Origin of the sequence: Sphingomonas abietis, assembly GCF_027625475.1 — a bacterium.
In the GTDB taxonomy this organism is placed as follows: Bacteria; Pseudomonadota; Alphaproteobacteria; order Sphingomonadales; family Sphingomonadaceae; genus Solisphingomonas; species Solisphingomonas abietis.
This window is the reverse complement of sequence record NZ_CP115174.1, coordinates 3,564,983-3,587,119: the sequence shown is the minus strand read 5'-3', so window position 1 is coordinate 3,587,119 and position 22,137 is coordinate 3,564,983. Positions and strand designations below refer to the sequence as shown.

Genomic DNA, 22,137 nt, shown 5'->3' with positions numbered 1-22,137 from the left:
GACCGCACCATCCAAATCTTCCGCGGTTTCGACAATCGCGCTGACCTGGCGGGTGCCATCCAAGCTCAGAAGCAAATCACAGGAAACTCGCATGAAACTCACCCGCTCGCTCGTCGCTTTCGCGCTCGCCACCACACCGCTCGCACTCCTCGGCTCGGCCTCGGTCGCTCAGACGGCGCCGACCAACGCGCCCGCCGAGACCGGCGCGCCGACCGTCGTCCTCGTTCACGGTGCCTGGGCCGATGGCTCGAGCTGGGCGAAGGTCATCCCGCTGCTGCAGGCCAAGGGCATTCGCGTGCTCGGCGTGCAGAATCCGCTGACCTCGCTCGCCGATGATGTGGCGGCCACCAAGCGCGTCCTCGCCGACGTCAATGGTCCGGTCGTGCTGGTCGGCCATAGCTGGGCGGGGACAGTCATCACCGAGGCGGGCACCGACCCGAAAGTGAAGGCGCTGGTCTATGTGGCGGCCTTTGCCAACAAGGAAGGGCAGACCGGCGGCGATCTCGTCGGTGCCTATCCCAAGCCGCCCGCGCTCGGCACCGTATGGGACGACGGCAAGGGCTTCTTGCGTCAGACCGAGCAGGGGATGATCGACAATTTCGCGGCCGATCTGCCGCGCGAGGAAGCGCGCACGCTCTTCGTGACCCAGGGGCCGCTTGCCGCGAGCACGTTCGGCGACAAGGTCACCGCGCCGGCGTGGCGCACCGTGCCCTCTTGGTACATCGTCTCGGCGAATGACCGCGTGATCTCGCCACAGATGGAGCGTGATCTCGCCGCGCAGATGAAGGCGAAGACCACCGTCCTGCAGTCGAGCCACGTCTCGCTGCTGTCGCACCCCAAGGAGGTCGCCGCCGTGATCGAGGACGCGGTCGCTTCGGTCGCCGCACGCAAATGAGGTCCCTGATCCTCTTCGCAGCGGCGCCCCTGGCGCTTGCCCTTGCCTCACACGCGATGGCTCAGCAGACACTTCCCTCTGCTGCGCCTTCGACCGCCCAGGTCGGCGGGCAGGCGCCGGGCTATTTCAGGTTCTTCGTCGGTCGCTTCGAGGTGACGGCGCTGCTCGACGGGACGCACCCCTTTCCGTCGGACAAGGTGGCGGTCGGCGCTACGGAGGACCAGGTCGCCGCGACCTTGAAGGACGATTTCCTGCCGCTTCGCTACGAAGGGATGATCAACGCCTTTCTCGTCAACATGGATGGCCGGCTCGTCCTTATCGATACAGGCGCCGGCAATCTCTACGGCAAGGACGGCGGTGGTCTGAAGCGGGCGATAGCGGCGGCCGGCTACACGCCGGATCAGGTCGACGACGTGTTCATCACGCACCTGCACGAGGACCATGCCGGCGGACTGGTGCTCGACGGGCAACCCGTTTTCTCCAAGGCCATCATCCACATCCCGCGCAAGGAAGCGGACTTCTGGCTCGACAATCGCAATCAGGCGACGGTCAACGATCTGCTCAAGCCCTTCTTCCCGGCCGTGCAGAAGGTCGTGTTGCCTTATCAGCAGAGCGGACGGGTAAAGCTCTTCGACGAAGGCGCGGCGCTGGTGCCGGGTCTGACGCCGATAGCGGCTCCGGGCCACACCCCGGGCCACACCGTCTACCTGCTGCAGGACGGCGGTCAGAGCCTGCTGTTCTGGGGCGACACGGTGCATATGGCGCCAGTCCAGTTTCCCGATCCCAATGTGGCGATCCGCTACGACTGGAACGTGCCGATGGCCGTTGCGGCGCGAGAAAAGCTGATAGCGCAAGCTGCTTCGGAAAAGTGGCTCGTCGCAGGCGCCCACATCTCCTTCCCGGGTGTCGGCCACATTCGGCGCACCGGTGCTGATCGCTTCGAATGGGTTCCCCTCAATTACACCCTCAACAGGACGCAGCCATGATCCGCCTGGAGAACCATACCATCCGCGCCAACGGCATCCGTCAGAATTTCATCGACGCCGGCGAGGGCGCCCCGGTCGTGCTGCTGCACGGCTTTCCCGAGACGAACTTCGCGTGGCGCCACCAGATCCCGGTGCTGGGCGAACTCTACCGGCTGATCGTCCCCGATCTGCGAGGTTATGGCGAAACCGAAAAGCCAGCGTCGGGCTACGACAAGCGGAACATGGCGCGCGATCTCGCAGCCCTGCTCGACAAGCTCGGGATCAACAAGATCGCGCTGGTCGGACACGACCGGGGCGCGCGCGTCGCGACCCGCTTTGCCAAGGACTATCCCGATCGGGTCGACCGGCTGGTGGTGATGGACAATGTTCCGACCCGGATCGTCGCCCGCGACCTCGATGCGCGCATCGCCAAAGCCTATTGGTTCTTCCTCTTCCATCTGATCCCCGACCTCCCCGAGACGCTGATCTCCGGCAAGGAGGAGCAGTGGTTGCGCTGGTTCTTCTCCGACTGGGCGTACGACCCGGCCGCGATCAGCGGCGAGGCGTTCGACACCTATGTCCGCGCCTATCGTGCACCGGGAGCCGTGCGCGGCGCGATGGCCGACTACCGCGCCAATGCCGAGGACGTGGCCCAGGACCTTGAGGACGCCGACGTCAAGATCGCGTGCCCGACGCTCGCGCTGTGGGGCGCGAACTTTGGTGCGGTCGGCGAGATGTTCGACATGCCCAAGGTCTGGAGCGAGATGGCCGAGAATTTGCGCGCCGTGCCGATCGATCGCTGTGGTCACCTACCGCACGAGGAACGGCCCGAGGCAGTCAATGCGCTCCTCCTCGAATTCCTCCAGGGATGGACCGGGAGGGCGGGTTGATCGCGATGGTCGAGGGTGACGATCCCTATGCGCGGGCTGCGCAGATCTATCCGGTCTTCTCGGCCGATATGATCGAGCGCACCGCACATTATGGCACGGAAGAGAAGCTCGCCGCCGGCACGACCCTGTTCGCGCGCGGCGAACGCGACGCGGATTTCTTCCTGATCATCACAGGTGAGGTCGGTATCTTCTTTGCCGGAAATGCCGAGGACGAAGAGCGGCTTCTGACCGTCCACCGACATGGCCAGTTCAGCGGCGAACTCGACCATGTAAGTGCGCGGGCGCTGCTCGTTTCTGCCCGCGCGCTGACCGCCGCACGGGTGATCCGCGTGCCCGCGAAGAGCTTCCGGCGGCTGCTTTCGGGCGAGCCCGATATCGCCGAGATCATCATGCGCGCCTTCATCCTGCGCCGCATGGGCTTCCTCCATCACGGCGAAGCCGGCATCACGCTGATCGGCCCGGCGGCGAACGCTGACACATTGCGTCTCGAGCGCTTCGCGACGCGCAACGGGTACCCGCTGAAGCTCATCGACACGGTCGCCGACCCGCTCGCGATTGACCTCCTACAGGAGCTGGGGCTTGAGCTGGCGGATCTGCCGGCCGTCATCACGCCCGACCGGAGCATTCTGCGCAATCCATCGACCGTGGAGTTCGCCGATCGCCTGGGGCTCACGGACCGCTTTGCCGATGACGATGTCTGGGATGTGGCGGTCGTCGGAGCTGGACCGGCCGGGCTCGCGGCCGCCACCTATGCGGCATCCGAGGGTCTGAAGACTGTCGTGATCGAGGCGCTGGCGCCGGGTGGACAGGCCGGGACGAGCAGCCGCATCGAGAATTATCTCGGCTTCCCGACGGGGATTTCCGGCCAGGCGCTAGCCGGACGTGCGCAGGTCCAGGCGCAGAAGTTCGGCGCCAGGATCGCGGTATCGCGGATGGTGAGTTCGCTCGACTGTTCGAAGCACCCGTTCGTGCTCGAACTTGAGGACGGTCAGAAGGTGCGGTCGTCCTCCGTCGTTGTCGCCACCGGTGCGCGGTACCGGCGGCTCGATGTCCCTGGTTACGAGACTTATGAGGGCGCCGGCATCCAATATGCCGCGACTGCGATGGAGGCGAAGCTGTGCGAAGGCCGCAATGTGGTCGTCGTTGGTGGCGGAAATTCCGCGGGACAGGCGGCAGTCTTCCTGTCGCGGCATGTCGGGCACGTCCACATCCTTGTTCGCAAGGACGGGCTCGCCGCGACCATGTCCGACTATCTGGTTCAGCGGATCGATCTCTCGCCCCGGATCACGCTTCATACCTACAGCGAGGTTTCGGCAGTTGCGGGCGACGCCGGTCTGCAAGAGGTTGAGTGGCGCAATATCCGCACCGGCGAGACGACCCGCATTCCGTGCGGAGCGCTCTTCGTGATGATCGGGGCCGAGCCCAACACGGACTGGCTCCGCGACTGCTTGGCGCTCGACGACAATGGCTTCGTCCTCACTGGGCGTGACGCAGAGGGACAGCCGCTGGGATCGCCGTACGAGACGGCGACGGCGGGCATCTACGCGGTGGGCGACGTCCGAGCAGGGTCGGTCAAACGGGTCGCATCCGGGGTTGGGGAGGGCTCCGTCGTAATCCAGGCGATCCACGGGTATCTCGAGCGGATCGGTTAGTGTGAGTAAAAGCCAACGCGAGCCGCTTTCGCCGACCAAAACCCCGTGACCTCTCGCGAAGCTGCGATAGGATGCCCTGTGGACCAGTCTCGACCATTTCCGTTCAGGACCTTTGGATGGCGTTATGGCGTGGCTGCCCTGTTCGCGGTCAGCTTGCTCATCTGCTGCGGAGGACCCGCGCGGGCGCTCGATCCAGCACAGCCCATCTCCGAATTGCGTCACGCCAAGTGGTCGATCGCCGATGGCGCTCCCGCGAATATCCTCGCTATCGCCCAGACCGCCGACGGCTTCATCTGGCTCGGTACAGCGACCGGCCTCTATCGGTTCGATGGAATCATGTTCGAGCTGATCCAGCCTGTCGACCGAGATCCGGCGCGCTCACTCCAGGTAACCGCGCTTCTTGCCGCCCGAAATGGCGATCTCTGGGTCGGCTACGACTATGGAGGGTTTGCCGTCTATCGAAACGGAAAGCTCCACAGTGTGAACGATGGGACGCCGCGCGGGACGGCCCAACTGTTCGCGGAAGGGACGGACGGCGCGATTTGGGCGATGACGCCGGGCGCGACCACAAAGCGGCTTCGGTACTTCAAGGACGGACGCTCGCATTGGCTCAACCTTGAGACGGCGGCGCCACAGCAAGCGCCGCACGACATCCTGACCGAACCGAACGGCAGGATTGTGTTGTCACTCTTCCACACGGTCCTGAGTATCGACCCGCGAACGAAAACCTATTCCAAGCTGCCGGCGCAAGCCGGCCAGCAGTCGGCTCTCTCGCGCGATTCCGACGGTAATGCTTGGATTCTCGACGATGATGGCCTTCGCCGGCTCGATGGAAGTGGTCACAAGATCATGATTCCTTCAGCTCGCGGAACCGTGATCGGTCGCAAGGTGCTTCTCGATCGGGACGGATCTTTATGGATCACTGCGAGCGAGAAGGGCCTGGTCAGGGTCACCGCGTCGGCTCTCAAACGGTCGGCTGAGGCGAATATTTCCGAAGCCGGTGTCGAGGTTTTTCCTGGAATCCTCGGCCCGATCGCGAGTTCCATCTTCGAGGATCGCGAAGGAAATATCTGGGTGGGAAGCGCTGGTGGACTGGACCGCTTATCTGCGGTGGCGGTCCACATTGACGCGACGGTTCCGCCTCTGATGACCGGCTTCGTCCGCGACCCGGCCTCAAAGGCGCTGTCTGTCGGAACGGTCACCGGACTCTATCGAATTTCCGGGGCCTCGACTCATGCGAGACAGGTGTTCTCGTTCGACGGTATTACCGGTACAATCTGCGGCGACGAGCGTGGCCGCGTCCTGATGTCGACGACGTTCGGACTTTACGTTGTAGGATTGGATGGCAGCGTTTCCCGCACCATCTTCGACCCAACGTCGAAGAGTATCGCTCCTGCTTGCGCGTCTATGGGGAATGGCGACTGGGTAGTCGGGGCCCGCGATCTCTATGTGCTCAGCGGCGGCAAAGTAGCACCGGCTTCTGGCCCTATTACCGGCGGTGCCCATCCGATGATGATCCGATCCCTTGGCCCCGGAGATCTGATTTTCTACCGCGCGCTGGAAGGCCTGCGTCGCTTCCGTGGCGGCCGGTTGTCAACGCTATGGCAAGGGCGGAACATTCCTGTCGGTTTCATCAAGACGGTGACCGCGATTCCGGGAGGACTTCTCATCGGAGGTGAACACGGCATCGCCAGATATGATGGTCATCGGTTTCAAACCATCGACGACAGCCGTCATCCGTTCCTCGTCAACGTTGGCGGCATCCTGCCTCGCCCCGACAAGAGCACCTGGATCATTACCGCGCAGGGGATCGCAAAAATTAGCACTGCTGATCTCAATGCGGCGTTCGACAACCCGGCGCGAAAACTACCCGCTTTCATCTTCGGCCGCGATCTTGGTCTGCAGGCGCGTTCAGATGCTTACAACATGTCGGATGTCGCCGAAGATGCTTCGGGACGCGTGTGGTTCGCGACAAACCGCGGGCTTGCCTGGGTCGACCCAACGCGGCTCGACCGGAACGTGCTTGCACCGCCGGTCGCAGTTCGGTCGCTCCTTGCCGACGATCGCGCTGTGCCACTGGGCGGGCCATCGCCCAACCTGCCGGCCGGCACATTGCGAATTGCGATCGAATTTACCGCGCTGAGCTTTACCGATCCCGCAGCGAACAGGTTCCGCTACCGACTGATCGGTTTCGATAAGGATTGGGTCGATGCAAACGGTAGGCGGCAGGCCGACTATGCCAACTTGTCTCCAGGTCACTACCGGTTTCAGGTGATTGCCTCGAATGGCGACGGTGTCTGGAACAAGGATGGCGCCTCGGTCGAGTTCTCGATCTCCCCGCATTTTTATCAGACCTGGTGGTTCGCGGCGCTTCTCGCACTCTTGATCATCCTCTCCCTCGTAGCACTGGTCAGGTGGCGGACCCGGAGCATAGCGAGGGGGATCCGTGCGCGCGTCGAGGCGCGCGTCGAGGAGCGGGAACGGATTGCCCGTGAGTTGCACGACACGCTTCTCCAAGGGCTTCAGGGCTTGATGATGCGCTTCCAGGCGGTCGCGGAGGTGATCCCCGCCGACTCACGCGCGCGCGGCATGATCGAGAAGACGCTTGAGCGCGGAGACGATGTCATCGTCCAGAGCCGCGAGCGCGTGCGCGACTTGCGAGCATCAGCGCCAGGAGAGCTTGAGAAGCACATCGAAGCGCTGGGATTTGAGGAGGTGGTGGTACGCGTTGCGGGCTCCCCGCGTCCGATCTGCGGTCCCGTGATCGACGAATTGGTCGCTATTGTCAGCGAAGCGCTGTCCAACGCGCGACAACACGCCAGAGCGCGGCAGGTGAGCGTCGAAATCGGACATGGTCGCCGTGCCCTCGATGTCATTGTCCGCGACGATGGCGACGGCATTGATCACGCAATCCTCACCAATGGAGGTCGCGGTGGGCATTTCGGGCTGCAAGGTATGCGCGAGCGCGCAGAGGCCCTCGGGGCTACCTTCAAGATCGAAAGCAGCCGGGAAAAAGGAACCTTGGTCCATGTTCGGGTGCCGGCAAGGATTGCCTATCGGTCATGGTCCTGGTGGCCTTGGCAGCGGAGAATCGAAGGAGATTTGTAAGTTCTGGCCATGAGTTGGACGGGGGCGATGCAATCGGCAGACATGCGATTTCGGTCTGCTGCCGCGGAGCCTATCGTCTGCGAGAAAGGACTTCCCGATGCGCCTTCCTCCCATTACCCCGGCCGATCTCAGTGCCGACCAAGTCCCACTGTTCGAAGCGATGAGGGCGGGTGTGGCCGCCAAGTACAACGCATTTGTCACGGCGCGGGCCGATGGAGCGATGCTTGGCCCGTGGAATGCGTGGCTGCACGATCCGGAGCTTGGGCAAGCCTTCTGGACCGTTACCCAGGCGATGACAAAGGCTCGGCGGATACCGGACGGGCCACGGCAGATCGCGATCCTCGTGACCGGTGCCCATTTCGCCGCGGCCTACGAGACCTATGCCCACGGCGCCGTCGCTGCGAGCATGCACGGCATGTCGGAGCGGCGTCTCGCCGCACTGGCAGCCGGTGAACGGCCCGACGATCTCGATGACGACGAGGCAGTTGCCCATGATGTCGCCAAGGCGCTCCTGCGCGGAGGGGTATTACCTGACCCGCTCTACGCGCTCGCGATCTCCCGGTTCGGGCAGGCGGGCACCAACGAACTGATCTACCTGGTGGGCCATTATTGCTTCGTATCGATGACCCTCAATGGATTCGGCATCCCTGTTCCGAACGAAGCTGACGCCTAAGCCGGAGTTAAAGTCGAGTTTTTCGGGCGCGGCTGAAACTCAAGAGAATTCAGTATTGTGGCATTTGCAACACCCCCGATCGGGTGGTGTGCGACGACGCTATGGGGGGCTGCTCGCGTGCCAGAAAGCTCTAAAATGGACTCATGTTTTCGCAGGCGATCCTTCGAGGCCCATCCGGGCGCATGCGCGGAGAAGCCCCGTCTCCCTCAGCCGCCGGACGGCTGCCGGGCGTCTGGATTTTCGCTGCTGGGCTGGCTGCTGCGATCTTCAGTCTGGACGCGTTCACACGCGATGATCTTGCAGTCGCAAGCCTGTATGTCCTGGTCCTTCTAATCGGTACGAGTGCCGGTGGGCCGCACCGGCGAACGTCCATCCTGGTCTGGTCTGCGGTCTGCGCTGCGCTGGCCGTGCTGGGGTATTCGATCTTCAGGAGCTATGGCGCGCCGCCGCTTGCGCTCGCGCATCTCGGCATCGGCCTCACCGTGCTTTTGGTCGCGACAATCCTTTTGCTCCGCAATCACTCAGCCAAGTCGTCGGTCGAGCGAAGCGACCGCCGATATCGGATCGTTTTCGACACCTTGGCGATCGCGATCTGGGAGCATGACTTCACGCCTATTGTCGCGGCACTCCAGCGTCTGCGCGATGGCGGCGTAACGGATATTCGCCGCTATGTCGCCGAACACCCGGAGTTCGTGATCGAGATGCGACGGTCGGTGCGGATCACGGACGTGAACGCCACCGCGCTGACCATGATGGGCGTGACCAACAAGGACGACTTCTTCAGCCATCTGAGCGGCTTCCTGCCCGAAACCGACGACAGTTTCGCGGAATGCATTGTAGCGATCGACGAGCGGCGCGCGCTTTTTCAGACAGAGGCTATCGTCATGCCGCTGAACGGAGAGGCGCGTCAGATCATCGTTGCATTCGGACTTGGGCCGGATGCTTCGCTCGATCGCGTGCCCGGCTCGATCCTCGACGTCTCACACCGGCGCGCGCTCGAAACCCAGATCTTGCGGACGAGGGAGGAGCTTGCGGAGTCGCAGCGAACGAGTGCCGTCGCTGCGATGTCCGCCTCGATCGCCCACGAACTCAATCAGCCGATGTCGGCGATCCAAAGCTATGCGGATGCGGCAAACCGATGGCTGAGCCGAAACCCGCCAAACCTCATGGAGGCGAAGGAGGCATTGGCCGGTCTGACGATGGGAGTTCAGCACGCGCGCACCGTCATGCAGCGCGTGCGAGCGCTGGTCGGCCAGGCGCGCATCGAACTGTGCGATATCGAGCTCGATGGGCTAATTGCGACGACGGTGGCGCTGATGCGGCGTGAGGCGGCCGAGCATGGTGCCCGCCTGATCATCCTTCCCGAGACCGACGACACGCTGACCGTGAGAGGCGATCGCATCCTCCTGAAGCAGGTCCTCATCAACCTCATCACCAATGCGATCCAGGCGATGGTCAACACGCCTCCGGAGCGCAGGATCGTGACGCTGACCCTCGATCGCAAAGGCGATCAGGCGTATATCGCCGTGACGGACTCCGGCCCGGGCTGGGACGTTTCGGAGAGCGGTAACGTCTTCGGAAGCTTCTACACGACCAAGCGCAACGGAATGGGGCTTGGCCTCTCGATCGCAAAGATGGCGGTTGATCGCCACGAGGGGGCGATCACCCGTCGCAATTCCGAAGAGGGCGGCGCCGTGGTCGAGGTGATGCTGCCGCTAAGCGTCGACCTCGACGTCGGGATCGCCGATCGCCGCTCGGACGGCGCCCAGGAGAGCGTCGCCGTCTAGCGGCTTCTCAAGCAGGTCCAGCACCACACCCGAACTCTTGGCGTGCGCGGCTCGGGCTTCGGGATAGGCGGTGATCAAGATCACCGGCGGCGGGGGTGCCTGCTTATGGAGGAGATGCGCCAACTCGACGCCGGACATGCCGGACATCTGGATGTCGCTCACGACACACGCATAATCGCACTCTTCGTCCTGCAGGAATTCTTCGGCCGAACTGAAGGCGCAGCAATCGTACCCAAAGGACCGGAGCAGGCTAGTCGTAGCCGAGCGGACTAGCGGATCGTCGTCAACAACGGCGATAAGGCGGTTGCCCAAAGGGCGGCTCCTCCGGAAAGATGATAGACATGTGACAAGGGGTAGTTGATTGCGCCAAAGTTGGCGACCCCCAACGAAGGTTTAGGATCAGCGGTAGTTACGCTGACTTAATGAGATCGGAGAGGCGCAGCAGATCCGGAACCGTCTTCACTCCCATCTTGCGCATCAGGCTCAGGCGATGCAGCTTTACCGTCATTTCCGCGATCCCAAGTTCGCCGGCGACCTGCTTGTTGAGAAGGCCTCGCACGACGCCATCCATGACTTCGCGTTCTCGGGGCGTCAGCGTCTCGTAGAGCGTTTTCGCCTCGACGTTTCCCCGATTTGTCTCACGGTGCTGGCGCGCACGCTCCATTGCCGCACCTACAGCATCGAGCATGTCCTGGTCACGGAACGGCTTGCTCAAAAAGTCGACCGCGCCAGCCTTCATCGCCCGGACACTCATCGGGATATCGCCGTGACCCGTCATGAAGATGACCGGGATCTCGGCGCTGCGCGAACTCAGTGCTGTCTGAAACTCAAAGCCGCCAATCTCGGGCATGCGAACGTCGGTGACAACACAGGTCACCGTATCAGAGAAGTCGTCGGAGAGCGCTTCTCGGCCGCTCCCATAAAGGCGGGTGGCGTACCCGACCGAACGGAACAGGCTGTCCAGCGAGGAGCGGACCAGTGGATCGTCGTCCACGATGACGACCATCGCGCTCGGCTCAGAGGCTGACGTCATGCTCATGTCTTGAGGTTCGGTTCGCGCAAATTCAGTGCCGTCCATACAATCTCCCGGGGGAGCGTGGCCCTAATAGATCGGTGGAAGGTCGCGCTGTCCGCGACCGGCGGAGACCTTAACAATGCCCTACGTAACTGCCAAGGACGGTGCGCAAATCTATTACAAGGACTGGGGCACCGGTCCGGCGATCTTTTTCAGCCACGGCTGGCCGCTCAGCGCCGACATGTGGGAACAGCAGATGATGTTCTTCGGCATGAACGGCTTCCGCGTGCTTGGCCATGACCGCCGCGGTTTTGGTCGGTCGAGCCAGCCTTGGGACGGCTACGACTATGACACCTTCGCGGACGACATCGCGCTGATCCTCGAGACGGCCGACGTCGAGGACGTGACGCTGGTGGGTTTCTCGATGGGCGGCGGAGACGTCGCGCGCTACATCTCGAAGTACAACGGCGCGCGTGTCGCCAAGGCCTGTCTGACGTCGGCGGTGACCCCCTATTTCATCAAGGCAGACGACAATCCCGAAGGTGCCCCGCCGGAGATCTTCGACGGCATCCGCGCTGGCCTGCTCGCCGACCGTCCGCAGTTTCTCGACGACTTCAACGCGCTCTTCTACGGCACCAACAAGAACCCCGGCGCCGTCTCGGATGGCGTGTTCAAGCAAACCCTTCAGATTGCGCTGCAGGGCGGCATCAAGGGCACATATGACTGCGTCGGTGCCTTCTCCGAGAGCGATTTCCGGCCCGACATGGCGGCCTTCACGATGCCGACGCTGATCGTCCACGGCGACGCTGATCAGGTGGTGCCGATCGCGCCGACGGCCGCGGCCGCGCACAAGCTGATCCCGCACTCGCAATTCCTCGTCTACGAGGGCGCGCCGCACGCGCTGACCTTCACGCACAAGGATCGGTACAACGCCGATCTGCTGGCGTTCCTGCGGAGCTGAGACGACTCGCCCCCGCCTGTAGGGCAGCCCGCACCCCCAACCGCTGCCCTTCTCCGCAAGAGCCCAGGGTCGCGATCCCAATGGATCGCGGCCCTGGTGTTTTTGTCGCTCGGCGGGTGAGGGGAGGTTTCGTTTGTTCGCTCAGAAGAAGCGCGGAATCGGCCCGATCTGTGGTGTCTGATCCGGAAGATCGACCTCTACATCGTCGATGAAGCACCAGCCCCATCCCTCGGGTGGGTCGTACCCTTCGATAATCGGGTGACCCGTGGCCTGATGATGGGCGCGGGCATGGCGATTGGGGGAATCGTCGCAACAGCCGACGTGGCCGCATTCACGGCACAGCCGCAGATGCACCCACCAGTCGTCCTGCTTCAGACACTCCTCGCAGCCCTTCGCGCTTGGGGTCACGGAGCGAATGGTCTCCGCATTTGCATGGGTGCATTGCCACATAAGTGCTTCTCCTGCTGCGGTCGTGGCTTCGCTCGGGCCACGACACAGGTCCATTCCCGAAACTAGCGTCCCAGCGAGGGACCGAAAGCAAAAATCTCCGGCTTTGAAGCGAACGGGTCACGTCCGTCCAAGACGCGCACCGGCGATCCATGGCGTATTCTTCACCGTGTGAGAGCCATCGCCTGAAGGAGACGAGCGTTGATCGGGAACGGCGGTGCAGCGGGGTACGCGAATGTCGGATGACCGACAGACAGCGGCCGGTTCGATCTTTCCGATTGGGCGATGTGGCGACGTTGATATCGACATCGTCGTCGGTGATCTCTCGACCACCGAGGCAGACCTCGCCATCGTCGGAATCTGCTCACGCAAGCCGATCGGCTCGGAGCTTGTCGCTGCGGTGGACGGACTGAACCGGGCTATGCAGGGGGCTATCGTGCGCCTTCGGTCGGACGGCATCTTCACCAGCCGATGGGGCGAGACCCTGTTTCTGACATCGCCGCCGCCACCGATCGTCCCCAAAAGCGTCATGCTGCTTGGGCTCGGTCCAACCGGCAGAAGCGTCGCGTCGCACACTCGGCGGGCGGTCCGAGCCGCAGCCAATCAGGCGTCGCGGCTCGGCGGCGCGCATGTCGTATTCGCGCCTGCGCGCCTCGAAACAGGCAGCGCGCGCTTTGACGCGGCCGCCAGCACAAGGGCCATTCTGCGCGGCGTCACCGACGTCGTCGCAGTCCAGCCAGGCAAGCTCGAGCGGTGGACCTTCCTCGCGTCGAGTGTGGAAGCGGCGGGACTGGCGGAGCAATTTCGCATAGCCTTCGCCACTGTTTGGGAACATTAGAAATCCGCCCTTTTGAGTCGGGCGGTGGAAAGCTCGTTTGGATGGCCAAGTCAGATCAGATCCGCATCATGGTAGTCGACGACCACCCCTTGCTTCGGGAAGGGGTTTGTGCGGTCATCGAAACCCAGGGTGATCTCGAGATCGTGGCGGAAGCCGAAACTGGCGAGCAGGCAATCGAACTCTATCAGAAGCACCATCCAGACATCGTCCTGATGGACCTGCAGATGCCGGGCATGGGCGGCGTTGCCGCGATCGAGACGCTGCGCAAGGTCTATCCCACGTCTCGCATCATCGTTCTGACAACCTATTCGGGCGACGCCCAGGCAATGCGTGCGCTGCGAGCCGGCGCCGTTGGATATTTGCTCAAGAGCAGCATGCGCAAAGAGTTGCTCGACACGATTCGGTCCGTCCACAGTGGCGGAAAGCATCTCACTTCAGAGATCGCGACGGGCATTGCTCTCCACTTGGCCGAGGATGTCCTGTCGGGGCGTGAATCGGAAGTGTTGACGCTTGCGGCTGCCGGCAACTCCAACAAGCAGATCGGCGCCAGACTTGGTCTCTCTGAAGATACGGTCAAGGGCTACATGAAAGTCATATACTCCAAGCTTGGCGCTGCTGACCGGACCCATGCCGTGACCATCGCCGCCAAGCGGGGAATCATCGAAATCTGAGGCTGTCCCGCCGTGCCTGTCGGCGCACCCCTAACTTTCGGTTGGGGTGGACAGGCCCATGATTGGATGTGGACGCAACCCCTGTTGGATTCATTTCGCGGTTAATCCTCTCGATAGTGATCCCATCATCCACGGCTGGGGATCACGCTATGCTGCTGAACGCCATCGAGAAGCCCGCTACCGCAGGGCATTCGCTGCCGCCCTATCTCCTCGAACTGCTCGGGCAGGCGCGGCGTTCGATTGAGGTCGATCCCGGCTTCACGCGCCGCTGCCTCGATGAGGTTTCGACGCTCCTCGGCAGCGCCGATGCGATCGTCATCGATCGCGACATCGTCGAGCCGCAGTCGGTGCCGGAGCCGACGAAATTCACGAAGGGAGGCCTAGCGCCCTGGCAGCTCAAGCGGGTGCGCGCCTATGTCGAGGAAGAGCTCGACGGCACCATCCTGATTGAGGATCTGGCGATTGTCGCGGAACTGAGCCCGGGCCACTTCTGCCGGGCATTCAAGGCCAGCACGGGCGAGACCCCGCACGGGTTCATCGTCAGCCAGCGCATTCGGCGAGCCCAGCGCCTGATGCTCGATACCAACGACACGCTCAGCCAGATCGCCTGCGCGTGCGGTCTCACCGACCAAGCGCATCTCACCCGCCTGTTCCGCCGCGTCCTCAACGAGACGCCGCTCGCATGGCGCCGCAACTGGCGGACCGCCTGATACGAGAACGGGCAGGGCGCCAGCCGCGCTCTGCCCGCTGGATCGGACGAAGCCGGGGCAGTGCCCCGGCTTTTTGCTGTCACCCCTCCCAGGCGAAGACCTGCTGCTCCTGTTCACCGAGGCCATCGATACCGAGCCGGATCGTATCGCCCGGCTTGAGGAAGACCGGGGGCTTGTGGCCGAGGCCAACGCCCGCCGGAGTACCGGTGACGATCAGGTCGCCCGGTTCGAGGGCATAGAATTGCGAGAGGTAGCTGACGATCTGGCGCACGCCGAACACGAGATTGCTCGTGGTGCCGTCCTGGTAGCGATGGCCGTTGACCTCGAGCCAGATACCCAGCGCCTGCGGATCGCCAAGTTCATCGCGCGTGACGAGCCAGGGCCCCATGAGCGCGAAGCCGGGGAAGCTCTTGCCCTTCGTCCACTGGCCGCCGTGCTCCATCTGGAAGGAGCGCTCGGTCAGGTCGTTGAACAGGCAATAGCCCGCGATATGCTCATCGGCGGCGTCTTCGCTGACATACATTCCGCCCTTGCCGATCACGATGCCGAGTTCGACCTCCCAGTCGCCCTTGGCGGCGTCCCGCGGGAGACGGACCGGATCGTTTGCGCCCGTCGGGCGACAGCCCTTCATGAAAATCGTGGGCTCGGCCGGGAGCGGCAAGCCGACCTCGGCTGCGTGGTCCGTATAGTTCAGGCCGACGCAGATGATCTTTCCGACATTGGCGACGCACGGACCGTAGCGACCGTCCGGCAGGTCGAGAGTCGGGAGGCTTTCGGGATCGAGGACGCGCAGCCGATCGAGGAGGCCCTCGGCAAGCGCCTCCGCCGTCAGATCGCTGGTGATACCGCTGAGATCGCGGGGCTTGCCCGCGCTATCGATCAGCACCGGGGTTTCCTGACCCTTAGGTCCAACGCGTCCAAGCCTCATCGTCTTATGCTCCACTGTTTTCGGTTCGAGGGGGTCAGAACACGAGCTCCATGCGCATCGTGCCGGTATGGCCGTCGTCTGGGCGAGCGCCTGGCACGTCGATGTGCCAGAAAACGAGATTGCCCATCAGTCTGAGGTATTGGGTGAGGTACCAGTTGGCGCCGATCGTGATTTCCCGGCCGCTGCCGGCGGCGATCAGGCGATCATAATCGAGCCTCTCGTACCGGCCGACGAGCTCGAGCGCGCCGGCGCCGCCGGCCAGTACCGACCTGGCGATCGGCGGGCGGATGAAGCTCCCCGATCGACGATCATATGGCGCACGGCCGCCGAAGATCGTGTAGCCACCGCCGATGCTCCATGCGGTAACGTCGGGATCGCTGCCGTCGCGCATCTGGAAACGACGCTCGCCGGCCTCGCCCATCACCCAGAAGGGGCCGGCGATCGCGCCAAGTTCACCGCCGAAGCCCTCGGACGAGCGCGCGCCGAGAAGGGGGCCGGACGGAATGCGGAGCGCCGTGTTCAGCCGGCCTCCGATGTCGAGGCTGCGCGACAGGCTGTCGACGCCCGGGTCAAGTCGCTCGGCAAAGCCCCATGCGCCGAGGTGGACGAAGCGATCCGCGTCGCCGATGCCGTCCCAATGCGCGCGGGCCGAGACCGTCCAGCTGTCGCGCATCGAGGAATTGGCGTCGAGCGGATCGCCGGTGACCGAGAGCGTGGCGTGCCAATCGTCTCCCGAGATACGGCTCTGCACACCTACGCCGTAAAAGCCGGCGCGTGGCAGAACGGCGTCGGCCACCAGATTGCGCTGCATGAACGGGACGGCGTCGACCGCGGTCGCGCCTTCCACGCCGCGATCGGCAAAGAGGTTGCCGACGCGAAGTTCCTTGCGGACCTTGCCGGTCGTATCGAAACGCCACGCCACATAGGCGTTCAGGACCTGGGCGTTGGCTCCTGAGAGATCGGCTTCCATCAGATAGGCAAAATGATCTCCGACCGTGCCGTCGGCACCGATACGGATCGCTCTGGCCCCGGTCGCGGCATAGTTGCGGGCCGCGACATTCGAGCCACTCGTCGCCGAGAAGTCGAGCAGAATGCGACCGCGCGGGTGGAAGGTGACCTGGCCGCCCGCCGCCTTGAACACGGGCGCCGCGCCCATGCCTGGGACGGCCTCGGCAGGCGACGTCGTCGCGACGATGGTCGGCGCAGCATTTGCGGCGGACGCCATCGGCTTCGCATCTTCAAGGGCAGCGAGGCGCCTTTTGAGGTCGGCGATCTCCTGCGACTGCTGGCGCACGAGTTCGGCAAGCGCTTTGACGTCGGTGTCTTGCGCGCGTGCAGGCGTCGTGGCGCACAATATCGTCCCGACGGCTGCTGTCGCGAGAAGGGGCGATCGCTTGAGGAAAGGCTGGTTCCGACCTGGCATAAAGCAACCCTTTCAGATCGCGGCGCTCGCTTATTGTCGGATCCGTGCAGATCGGACCGTTCGCCCGACCGAATGTGCACGTTCTGTCCAAGCCTGCACGCTGACCAGATGCAACATTTCACGGAAGCGGAAAGCGAGGATGACCGGGCACCTGTGCCGGTGAAGTGTGAGGATGGTGATGCGCCTGTCGACAAAATGGAGGCGGATAGTAGTTCCGGGGATCGTGGCGGCTGTCGCCGCGATTCTACTCGCTCTGGCGCTCGCTTGGCGGCCGGAAATTCCGGAGGTCGCGCCGCCAGCGCCAGCGAGTTTCCCCCGGGCTCTGGTTGTAAAGGGCGCAGTGCTCGCTCGTCTTGGGGACTGCGCAGTTTGTCATACTTCCGATGGCGGCCGGGTGTTCGCCGGGGCACGCCCCCTTGAGACACCATTTGGAACCCTGTTCTCGAACAACATCACCCCCGATCCGGAGACTGGCATAGGGCGCTGGTCGGAAGACGCATTTCGACGGGCGATGAAGGAAGGGGTGAGTCGAAGCGGGGAGCACCTGTACCCAGCGCTGCCGTATGAACATTTCACGCACGTCAGTGATGATGATCTCACCGCGCTCTATGCTTTCTTCATGACCCGCCGTCCGGTCCGCCAAACGGCTCCGGCGAACCGATTGATATTTCCCCTTGGGTTTCGTCCGCTACTCGCTGGCTGGAAACTGCTTTTCCTTCACGAAGGTCCGACTGCCACTGAGGCGGCGAAGTCGCCAGAGTGGAATCGGGGTGCCTATCTCGTAGAAGGGCTTGGACATTGTGGTGGCTGCCACAGTCCGCGCAATCTTGCCGGTGGAGAGGTTCGCGGGCGCGCCTATGCAGGCGGATTGGCAGAGGGGTGGCGTGCGCCGGCGCTCGACGCAAGCAACCCTGCGGCGCGCCGCTGGACGGTTGCTGCTCTTGAGCAGTATCTGCGGACGGGCATATCGCCTGAACATAGTGCGGCGGCTGGACCAATGGGGCCGGTGGTCGAGAGCCTTTCCCAAGCTCCTCCCGCCGATATTCGCGCGATTGCGGTCTATGTCGCGTCCTTGATGGGCAACGCTGGAGGGCCGCTTACCGTTCAGGCAGTCGACCAACCGGAGCGTGCGGCGAAGCTTTTCCCTAAGGGCAACCAGCTCTTTGCCGGAGCGTGCGTCGGATGCCACGCGCGCGGCGCCCCAATGCTTGCCCAGGGAAGGCCGGGGCTCGGCCTCGCCTCGAGTCTGCGAGACGATGATCCAACAAGCGCCGTGCAGGCCGTTTTGGGTGGAATTCAGCCCCCTGTGGCGCGGCGGGGACCGATGATGCCCTCCTTTGCCAGCGGATTGAACGACGACCAGATCGGGCAAGTTCTCGGCTACGCGCGCGCGCGGTTTACGGACCGGGCGCCGTGGCCAGATCTCGCCCCAAAGATCGCAAAATTGCGGAAGGAAGGCGCCAAGCCATGAGCATAGTCATCTCGGTTAATGGTGCGCAGCACCGCGTCCAAGCCAGCCCCGAAACGCCGTTGCTCTATGTTCTGCGGGGCGATCTTGGCCTCAATGGTGCGAAATACGGTTGTGGGCTCGGCCAATGTGGCGCCTGCACCGTTCACATTGACGGGAAGGCGACCTTCTCTTGCATCACGCCAGTGGCGGCGGTCGAAGGGCGAGAGATCAAGACCGTCGAAGGTCTTGCCCCCCATGGAGATATGAATGCGCTTCAACGAGCCTTCCTGGCCGAGCAGGCGGCTCAATGTGGATATTGCATCGCAGGCATGATCATGCGCGCCCAAGCGCTGCTAGATAAAGTCCCGCGGCCTGATGACGAGCAAATTCGACGCCACATGCAGCCAAATCTTTGTCGATGCGGAACGCACATGCGGATCATCCGGGCGATAAAGCGCGCGTCCGGCACATCCCATCGGAGCATCGCATGAGCGTTCCAGCCTTGACTCGTCGGGATATTTTGGCCGGAAGCGGCCTTCTCGTGTCATTCTCATTCGGAGCCAGAGCGCTCGGCCAGTTGGCGGGCGGCGGGGAAGGGGGCGCGGCCTCGGCAGTCAAACGACCTGACCTTCCGGGGAATCTCAAATCAACGCCCGAACTGGACTCGTGGATTCATATCGGTCCGGATGGTCAAGCGACCGTCTTTTCCGGCAAGGTAGAACTGGGGCAGGGGATCAGAACGGCGCTGCTGCAAGTCGTCTCCGAAGAGCTCGACCTCCCACCCGGCAAGGTCACATTCATCACTGCAGATACCGACCTCACGCCGGATGAGGGACTGACCGCAGGGAGCCACTCGATGCAGGATGGTGGCGCGGCGCTGGCGAATGCCGGCGCCAACGTCAGGATGCTGCTGGAACGGTCGGCGGCAAAGGCTTGGGATATCCCAGTCGAACAAGTCAACACCGATGGCCTGGGTCATGTGATAGCGGCTGGCGGACGGCAGATGAGTTACGCGGCGCTTGCGAGCGGGATTTCATTGCATGTCGAGGCCGTCCCCAATGCCCCGCGCCGAGATCCCGCCAGATATCGAACCATGGGGCGCAATCTTCCCCGAGTTGATATTCCTGCCAAGCTCATCGGTGAAGAGGCCTATGTCCAAGATATGCGTCTTCCAGGAATGCTCCACGCACGCGTAATCCGTGGGCCGAGCTACGGAACGCGGTTGGTTAGCCCCAAGCTCGACGAAGCACGCCAGATGCCTGGCGTCGTGAGCATCTACCAGAATGGGGATTTTGCTGCCGTGGTAGCCGAAGGCGAATGGCAGGCCGTGTGCGCTATGCGAGCGGCGCAAGCTTCTGATTATGTGCGAACTCTTCCGCATCTTCCTGTCGATGACGGTCCCCGCCGTCTTCAGAAGCTTGCCCACCGCGAGATACAGGTGTTGAACACGCGCGACCAGGCGCCTCCGGCTGTGCATCGCTCACAGGGGGTCTTCAGCCGCCCCTGGTATGTGCATGGCTCGATTGGTCCATCTTGCGCGGTAGCGCTCTTCAAGGACGGCGTGCTCACGATCTGGTCTCATAGTCAGGGTGTGTTCGACATGCACCGCGCGACAGCGGAGTTGGTCGGGCTGCCTCCTGAAAAGGTCAGGGTGATTCATTCCCCAGGGTCTGGTTGTTATGGCCAGAACGGTGCGGATGACGTGACGGGCGAGGCGGGCCTGCTCGCCGTCTCGTTGCCGGGACGTCCCATCCGGCTGCAATGGATGCGGGAACAGGAGTTCGGCTGGGAACCCTGTGGATGCGGCATGGTCACCAAGGTCGATGCTGCGGTGGGGGCTGATCGCAGGATCGCCTATTGGAATTATGAGGTCTGGAGCAATTCGCACAACATGCGGCCAGTAAAGGCAGGTGGCTACGCGGTAGCGCAGCAAATCGTGCCCGGTTTCGCGCCTCAAGTCCCCAAGCCGATACCGATGCCGGAGGGCGACGGCGACCGGAATGCCAATCCGCTCTACAGCTTCAGGAACATGGACGTACGCTACCATTTCGTGTCCGAGATGCCGGTTCGCGTCTCGGCTTTGCGATCTCTGGGAGCGCACCTCAATATTTTCACGATCGAGAGTACCCTAGACGATCTCGCGCGGTCGATCCGGGAAGATCCATTGGCATTTCGGCTGACGCACATGGAAGACGCGCGCGCGCGCGCCGTCATTATTCACGCAGCCGAGAAATTCGGCTGGAGCAAAAGACCCAAGGGCGATGGCCGACGGGGCTGCGGCATGGCCTTTGCCCGATACAAGAACATTGGCGCCTACTGTGCGCTTGCGATGGAAATCGAAGTTGAGCGTGAGACCGGCGCTGTCAGAGTGCGCCGTGTCGTCGCTGCGGTCGATGCCGGCCAGCCAGCCAATCCCGATGGTTTAAAGAACCAGGTCGAGGGCGGGATCATCCAATCACTGAGCTGGGCGATGTTCGAGGAGCTCACCTACGACGAAAGCAAGCGAACAAGCTTCGATTGGGGGACTTATCCGATCGGCCGGTTCGCGGATGTTCCTGACGAGGTGGAGGTTCATATCATGTCACGACCCGGAATGCCGTTCTTGGGCGCCGGAGAAACTTCACAGGGCCCTACCTCGGCCGCGCTTGCCAACGCAATCGCCGACGCGACCGGTATTCGCCTGCGCGACATGCCGCTTACTTCTGAAAAGCTGAAGGCTGCGATCGGTGTTACCGGATGAATGTTTCGCCTTGCCTGTCACCTATGGGCGAGATGTGCTTCCAGAGCCGCGATGAAGAGGCGCGTCTTGGCCGGCACGAGGCGCGTCGTCGGATGGACTGCCCAGATGTCGAGGGGATCGGCAGCGCCGTCTTCGAGTATCACCTCGACCAATCGGCCCGCAGCGATATCGTCTTTGGTGCTCCAACCCGACAGCATCGCGATGCCGGATCCCCCGAGGCATGCTTCCCGCAACGCTTCGGGAGAACTCGACGAGAAGCGGCCCTTAACCCGTCGCCGCTGTTGCTTGCGCTCAGACGTCACGAATGTCCAAAACTGGCTGCCGGTGGTTGTCAGGCACTCGTGGTCCGTCAGTTCGGCGATCGTTTTCGGAGCCGCCCGAGCCACCAGATATTTGGGCGAGACGTACAGGCCCCGGGGATTGGGCGCGAGCCTTCGCGCGATCAGATTGCTGTCACGCAGATGCGCGATGCGAATGGCGAGGTCGATGCCTTGTTCCACGATATCGACGATGCCATCGGCGAGAAGCAAATCGACCTGCGCCTCCGGGTTCGCCTCCAGAAACGTCGGTACGAACGGCGCTACGACCTTGAGACCGAAGGGGACCGAGGTCGTCACGCGCAGGAGGCCAGATGCTCCAGCCTTCGACGGACGGATCGAAGCGCGAGCCTCCATCTCGTCTTCAAGCATGGCCTGGGCATGAGGCAGGAAGGATGCGCCTTCGGGTGTCAATGACAAAGCGCGCGTGGTGCGATGGACGAGGCGGGTTTCAAGTTCGGCTTCGAGCGCTGCCAGCCGCCGTGAGGCTGCCATGGGCGCAATCCCAAGCCGCCGGGAGGCACTGGCTAGGCTGTGTGCCCGGACAGCCTCGACGAACACGGTGACGTCCATCAGATCCATTATATCTGTTCCGAATATACAAGACGATCAATTCGCCCATCTAATACCAGATCGGGAGACAATCTACTTCGGGCGGCATCAACCG

General features: G+C 63.0%; 20 protein-coding genes. 14 read left to right on the top strand and 6 right to left on the bottom strand.

The window, feature by feature from the left end:
- Positions 1–91 precede the first annotated feature (91 nt).
- The 7 genes from PBT88_RS16790 to PBT88_RS16760 all read left to right on the top strand — a co-directional run bounded on the left by PBT88_RS16790 (position 92) and on the right by PBT88_RS16760 (position 9,970).
- Positions 92–895, top strand: a complete 804-nt coding sequence (locus PBT88_RS16790) for an alpha/beta fold hydrolase (RefSeq protein WP_270076455.1) — start codon at positions 92–94, stop codon at positions 893–895.
- A complete protein-coding gene (locus tag PBT88_RS16785) occupies positions 892–1,881 on the top strand; it encodes an MBL fold metallo-hydrolase (protein ID WP_270076454.1) in 990 nt (329 codons plus the stop codon). The genes PBT88_RS16790 and PBT88_RS16785 overlap by 4 nt, the downstream gene beginning before the upstream one ends.
- On the top strand, positions 1,878–2,750 hold the full coding sequence (locus tag PBT88_RS16780; protein WP_270076453.1) for an alpha/beta fold hydrolase: 873 nt from the start codon (positions 1,878–1,880) through the stop codon (positions 2,748–2,750). The genes PBT88_RS16785 and PBT88_RS16780 overlap by 4 nt, the downstream gene beginning before the upstream one ends.
- A 68-nt stretch (positions 2,751–2,818) precedes the next feature.
- A complete protein-coding gene (locus PBT88_RS16775) occupies positions 2,819–4,402 on the top strand; it encodes an FAD-dependent oxidoreductase (protein ID WP_270076452.1) in 1,584 nt (527 codons plus the stop codon).
- 129 nt (positions 4,403–4,531) lie between these two features.
- Positions 4,532–7,510 carry a sensor histidine kinase gene (locus tag PBT88_RS16770; RefSeq protein WP_270076451.1) on the top strand — a complete coding sequence of 993 codons (2,979 nt, stop codon included), beginning with the start codon at positions 4,532–4,534 and terminating at the stop codon, positions 7,508–7,510.
- A 97-nt stretch (positions 7,511–7,607) separates the two neighbouring features.
- Positions 7,608–8,183, top strand: coding sequence for a carboxymuconolactone decarboxylase family protein (locus tag PBT88_RS16765; RefSeq protein ID WP_270076450.1), 576 nt, complete (start codon positions 7,608–7,610; stop codon positions 8,181–8,183).
- Between the two features lie 143 nt (positions 8,184–8,326).
- Positions 8,327–9,970 carry an ATP-binding protein gene (locus PBT88_RS16760; protein ID WP_270076449.1) on the top strand — a complete coding sequence of 548 codons (1,644 nt, stop codon included), beginning with the start codon at positions 8,327–8,329 and terminating at the stop codon, positions 9,968–9,970.
- Here the strand turns inward: PBT88_RS16760 and PBT88_RS16755 are convergent.
- Positions 9,899–10,282, bottom strand: a complete 384-nt coding sequence (locus PBT88_RS16755; protein WP_270076448.1) for a response regulator transcription factor — start codon at positions 10,280–10,282, stop codon at positions 9,899–9,901. The two genes, PBT88_RS16760 and PBT88_RS16755, sit on opposite strands and share 72 nt — an antisense overlap.
- Before the next feature lie 97 nt (positions 10,283–10,379).
- A complete protein-coding gene (locus tag PBT88_RS16750; protein ID WP_270076447.1) occupies positions 10,380–11,048 on the bottom strand; it encodes a response regulator transcription factor in 669 nt (222 codons plus the stop codon).
- Between the two features lie 76 nt (positions 11,049–11,124).
- On the opposite strand from PBT88_RS16750, the gene PBT88_RS16745 reads away from it, so the two are divergent.
- Positions 11,125–11,946: an alpha/beta fold hydrolase gene (locus PBT88_RS16745; RefSeq protein WP_270076446.1), complete on the top strand. Its 822-nt coding sequence runs from the start codon at positions 11,125–11,127 to the stop codon at positions 11,944–11,946.
- A 141-nt stretch (positions 11,947–12,087) separates the two neighbouring features.
- Here PBT88_RS16745 and PBT88_RS16740 read toward each other — a convergent pair whose 3' ends face one another.
- Positions 12,088–12,396, bottom strand: coding sequence for a UBP-type zinc finger domain-containing protein (locus tag PBT88_RS16740; protein WP_270076445.1), 309 nt, complete (start codon positions 12,394–12,396; stop codon positions 12,088–12,090).
- Positions 12,397–12,628: 232 nt separating this feature from the next.
- Here PBT88_RS16740 and PBT88_RS16735 point away from each other — a divergent pair, with 232 nt between their 5' ends.
- From PBT88_RS16735 to PBT88_RS16725, 3 genes are all read left to right on the top strand, one after another.
- Positions 12,629–13,231 (top strand): M17 family peptidase N-terminal domain-containing protein, encoded by a 603-nt coding sequence (locus tag PBT88_RS16735; protein WP_270076444.1) that lies wholly within the window; start codon positions 12,629–12,631, stop codon positions 13,229–13,231.
- Between the two features lie 41 nt (positions 13,232–13,272).
- Positions 13,273–13,902 carry a response regulator transcription factor gene (locus PBT88_RS16730; RefSeq protein WP_270076443.1) on the top strand — a complete coding sequence of 210 codons (630 nt, stop codon included), beginning with the start codon at positions 13,273–13,275 and terminating at the stop codon, positions 13,900–13,902.
- A gap of 149 nt (positions 13,903–14,051) precedes the next feature.
- Positions 14,052–14,612 (top strand): helix-turn-helix domain-containing protein, encoded by a 561-nt coding sequence (locus PBT88_RS16725; RefSeq protein WP_270076442.1) that lies wholly within the window; start codon positions 14,052–14,054, stop codon positions 14,610–14,612.
- A 79-nt stretch (positions 14,613–14,691) separates the two neighbouring features.
- Here the strand turns inward: PBT88_RS16725 and PBT88_RS16720 are convergent, their stop codons facing one another.
- A complete protein-coding gene (locus tag PBT88_RS16720; protein WP_326521549.1) occupies positions 14,692–15,498 on the bottom strand; it encodes a fumarylacetoacetate hydrolase family protein in 807 nt (268 codons plus the stop codon).
- 76 nt (positions 15,499–15,574) lie between these two features.
- Complete coding sequence (locus PBT88_RS16715; RefSeq protein ID WP_270076440.1) at positions 15,575–16,765, bottom strand: OprO/OprP family phosphate-selective porin; 1,191 nt, start codon at positions 16,763–16,765, stop codon at positions 15,575–15,577.
- 592 nt (positions 16,766–17,357) lie between these two features.
- On the opposite strand from PBT88_RS16715, the gene PBT88_RS16710 reads away from it, so the two are divergent.
- The 3 genes from PBT88_RS16710 to PBT88_RS16700 are packed head-to-tail and all read left to right on the top strand — an operon-like array spanning position 17,358 to position 21,153.
- Positions 17,358–18,434, top strand: a complete 1,077-nt coding sequence (locus PBT88_RS16710) for a c-type cytochrome (RefSeq protein ID WP_270076439.1) — start codon at positions 17,358–17,360, stop codon at positions 18,432–18,434.
- Positions 18,431–18,904 carry a (2Fe-2S)-binding protein gene (locus PBT88_RS16705; protein WP_270076438.1) on the top strand — a complete coding sequence of 158 codons (474 nt, stop codon included), beginning with the start codon at positions 18,431–18,433 and terminating at the stop codon, positions 18,902–18,904. The genes PBT88_RS16710 and PBT88_RS16705 overlap by 4 nt, the downstream gene beginning before the upstream one ends.
- A complete protein-coding gene (locus tag PBT88_RS16700) occupies positions 18,901–21,153 on the top strand; it encodes a xanthine dehydrogenase family protein molybdopterin-binding subunit (RefSeq protein WP_270076437.1) in 2,253 nt (750 codons plus the stop codon). Before PBT88_RS16705 ends, PBT88_RS16700 begins: the two co-directional genes overlap by 4 nt.
- 17 nt (positions 21,154–21,170) lie before the next feature.
- On the opposite strand, the gene PBT88_RS16695 is transcribed toward PBT88_RS16700, so the two are convergent.
- Entirely contained in the window at positions 21,171–22,052 is an 882-nt protein-coding gene (locus PBT88_RS16695; protein ID WP_270076436.1) for a LysR family transcriptional regulator, read from the bottom strand.
- Positions 22,053–22,137 lie beyond the last annotated feature (85 nt).

Excerpts from the sequence above, each read along its gene's own strand:
- PBT88_RS16790 (WP_270076455.1), top strand. The coding sequence starts at position 92 with ATGAAACTCACCCGCTCGCTCGTCGCTTTCGCGCTCGCCACCACACCG.
- PBT88_RS16785 (WP_270076454.1), top strand. The coding sequence starts at position 892 with ATGAGGTCCCTGATCCTCTTCGCAGCGGCGCCCCTGGCGCTTGCCCTT.
- PBT88_RS16780 (WP_270076453.1), top strand. The coding sequence starts at position 1,878 with ATGATCCGCCTGGAGAACCATACCATCCGCGCCAACGGCATCCGTCAG.
- PBT88_RS16775 (WP_270076452.1), top strand. The coding sequence starts at position 2,819 with ATGATCGAGCGCACCGCACATTATGGCACGGAAGAGAAGCTCGCCGCC.
- PBT88_RS16765 (WP_270076450.1), top strand. The coding sequence starts at position 7,608 with ATGCGCCTTCCTCCCATTACCCCGGCCGATCTCAGTGCCGACCAAGTC.
- PBT88_RS16760 (WP_270076449.1), top strand. The coding sequence starts at position 8,327 with ATGTTTTCGCAGGCGATCCTTCGAGGCCCATCCGGGCGCATGCGCGGA.
- PBT88_RS16750 (WP_270076447.1), bottom strand. The coding sequence starts at position 11,048 with ATGGACGGCACTGAATTTGCGCGAACCGAACCTCAAGACATGAGCATG.
- PBT88_RS16745 (WP_270076446.1), top strand. The coding sequence starts at position 11,125 with ATGCCCTACGTAACTGCCAAGGACGGTGCGCAAATCTATTACAAGGAC.
- PBT88_RS16740 (WP_270076445.1), bottom strand. The coding sequence starts at position 12,396 with ATGTGGCAATGCACCCATGCAAATGCGGAGACCATTCGCTCCGTGACC.
- PBT88_RS16735 (WP_270076444.1), top strand. The coding sequence starts at position 12,629 with ATGTCGGATGACCGACAGACAGCGGCCGGTTCGATCTTTCCGATTGGG.
- PBT88_RS16730 (WP_270076443.1), top strand. The coding sequence starts at position 13,273 with ATGGCCAAGTCAGATCAGATCCGCATCATGGTAGTCGACGACCACCCC.
- PBT88_RS16725 (WP_270076442.1), top strand. The coding sequence starts at position 14,052 with ATGCTGCTGAACGCCATCGAGAAGCCCGCTACCGCAGGGCATTCGCTG.
- PBT88_RS16715 (WP_270076440.1), bottom strand. The coding sequence starts at position 16,765 with ATGGCGTCCGCCGCAAATGCTGCGCCGACCATCGTCGCGACGACGTCG.
- PBT88_RS16705 (WP_270076438.1), top strand. The coding sequence starts at position 18,431 with ATGAGCATAGTCATCTCGGTTAATGGTGCGCAGCACCGCGTCCAAGCC.
- PBT88_RS16700 (WP_270076437.1), top strand. The coding sequence starts at position 18,901 with ATGAGCGTTCCAGCCTTGACTCGTCGGGATATTTTGGCCGGAAGCGGC.
- PBT88_RS16695 (WP_270076436.1), bottom strand. The coding sequence starts at position 22,052 with ATGGATCTGATGGACGTCACCGTGTTCGTCGAGGCTGTCCGGGCACAC.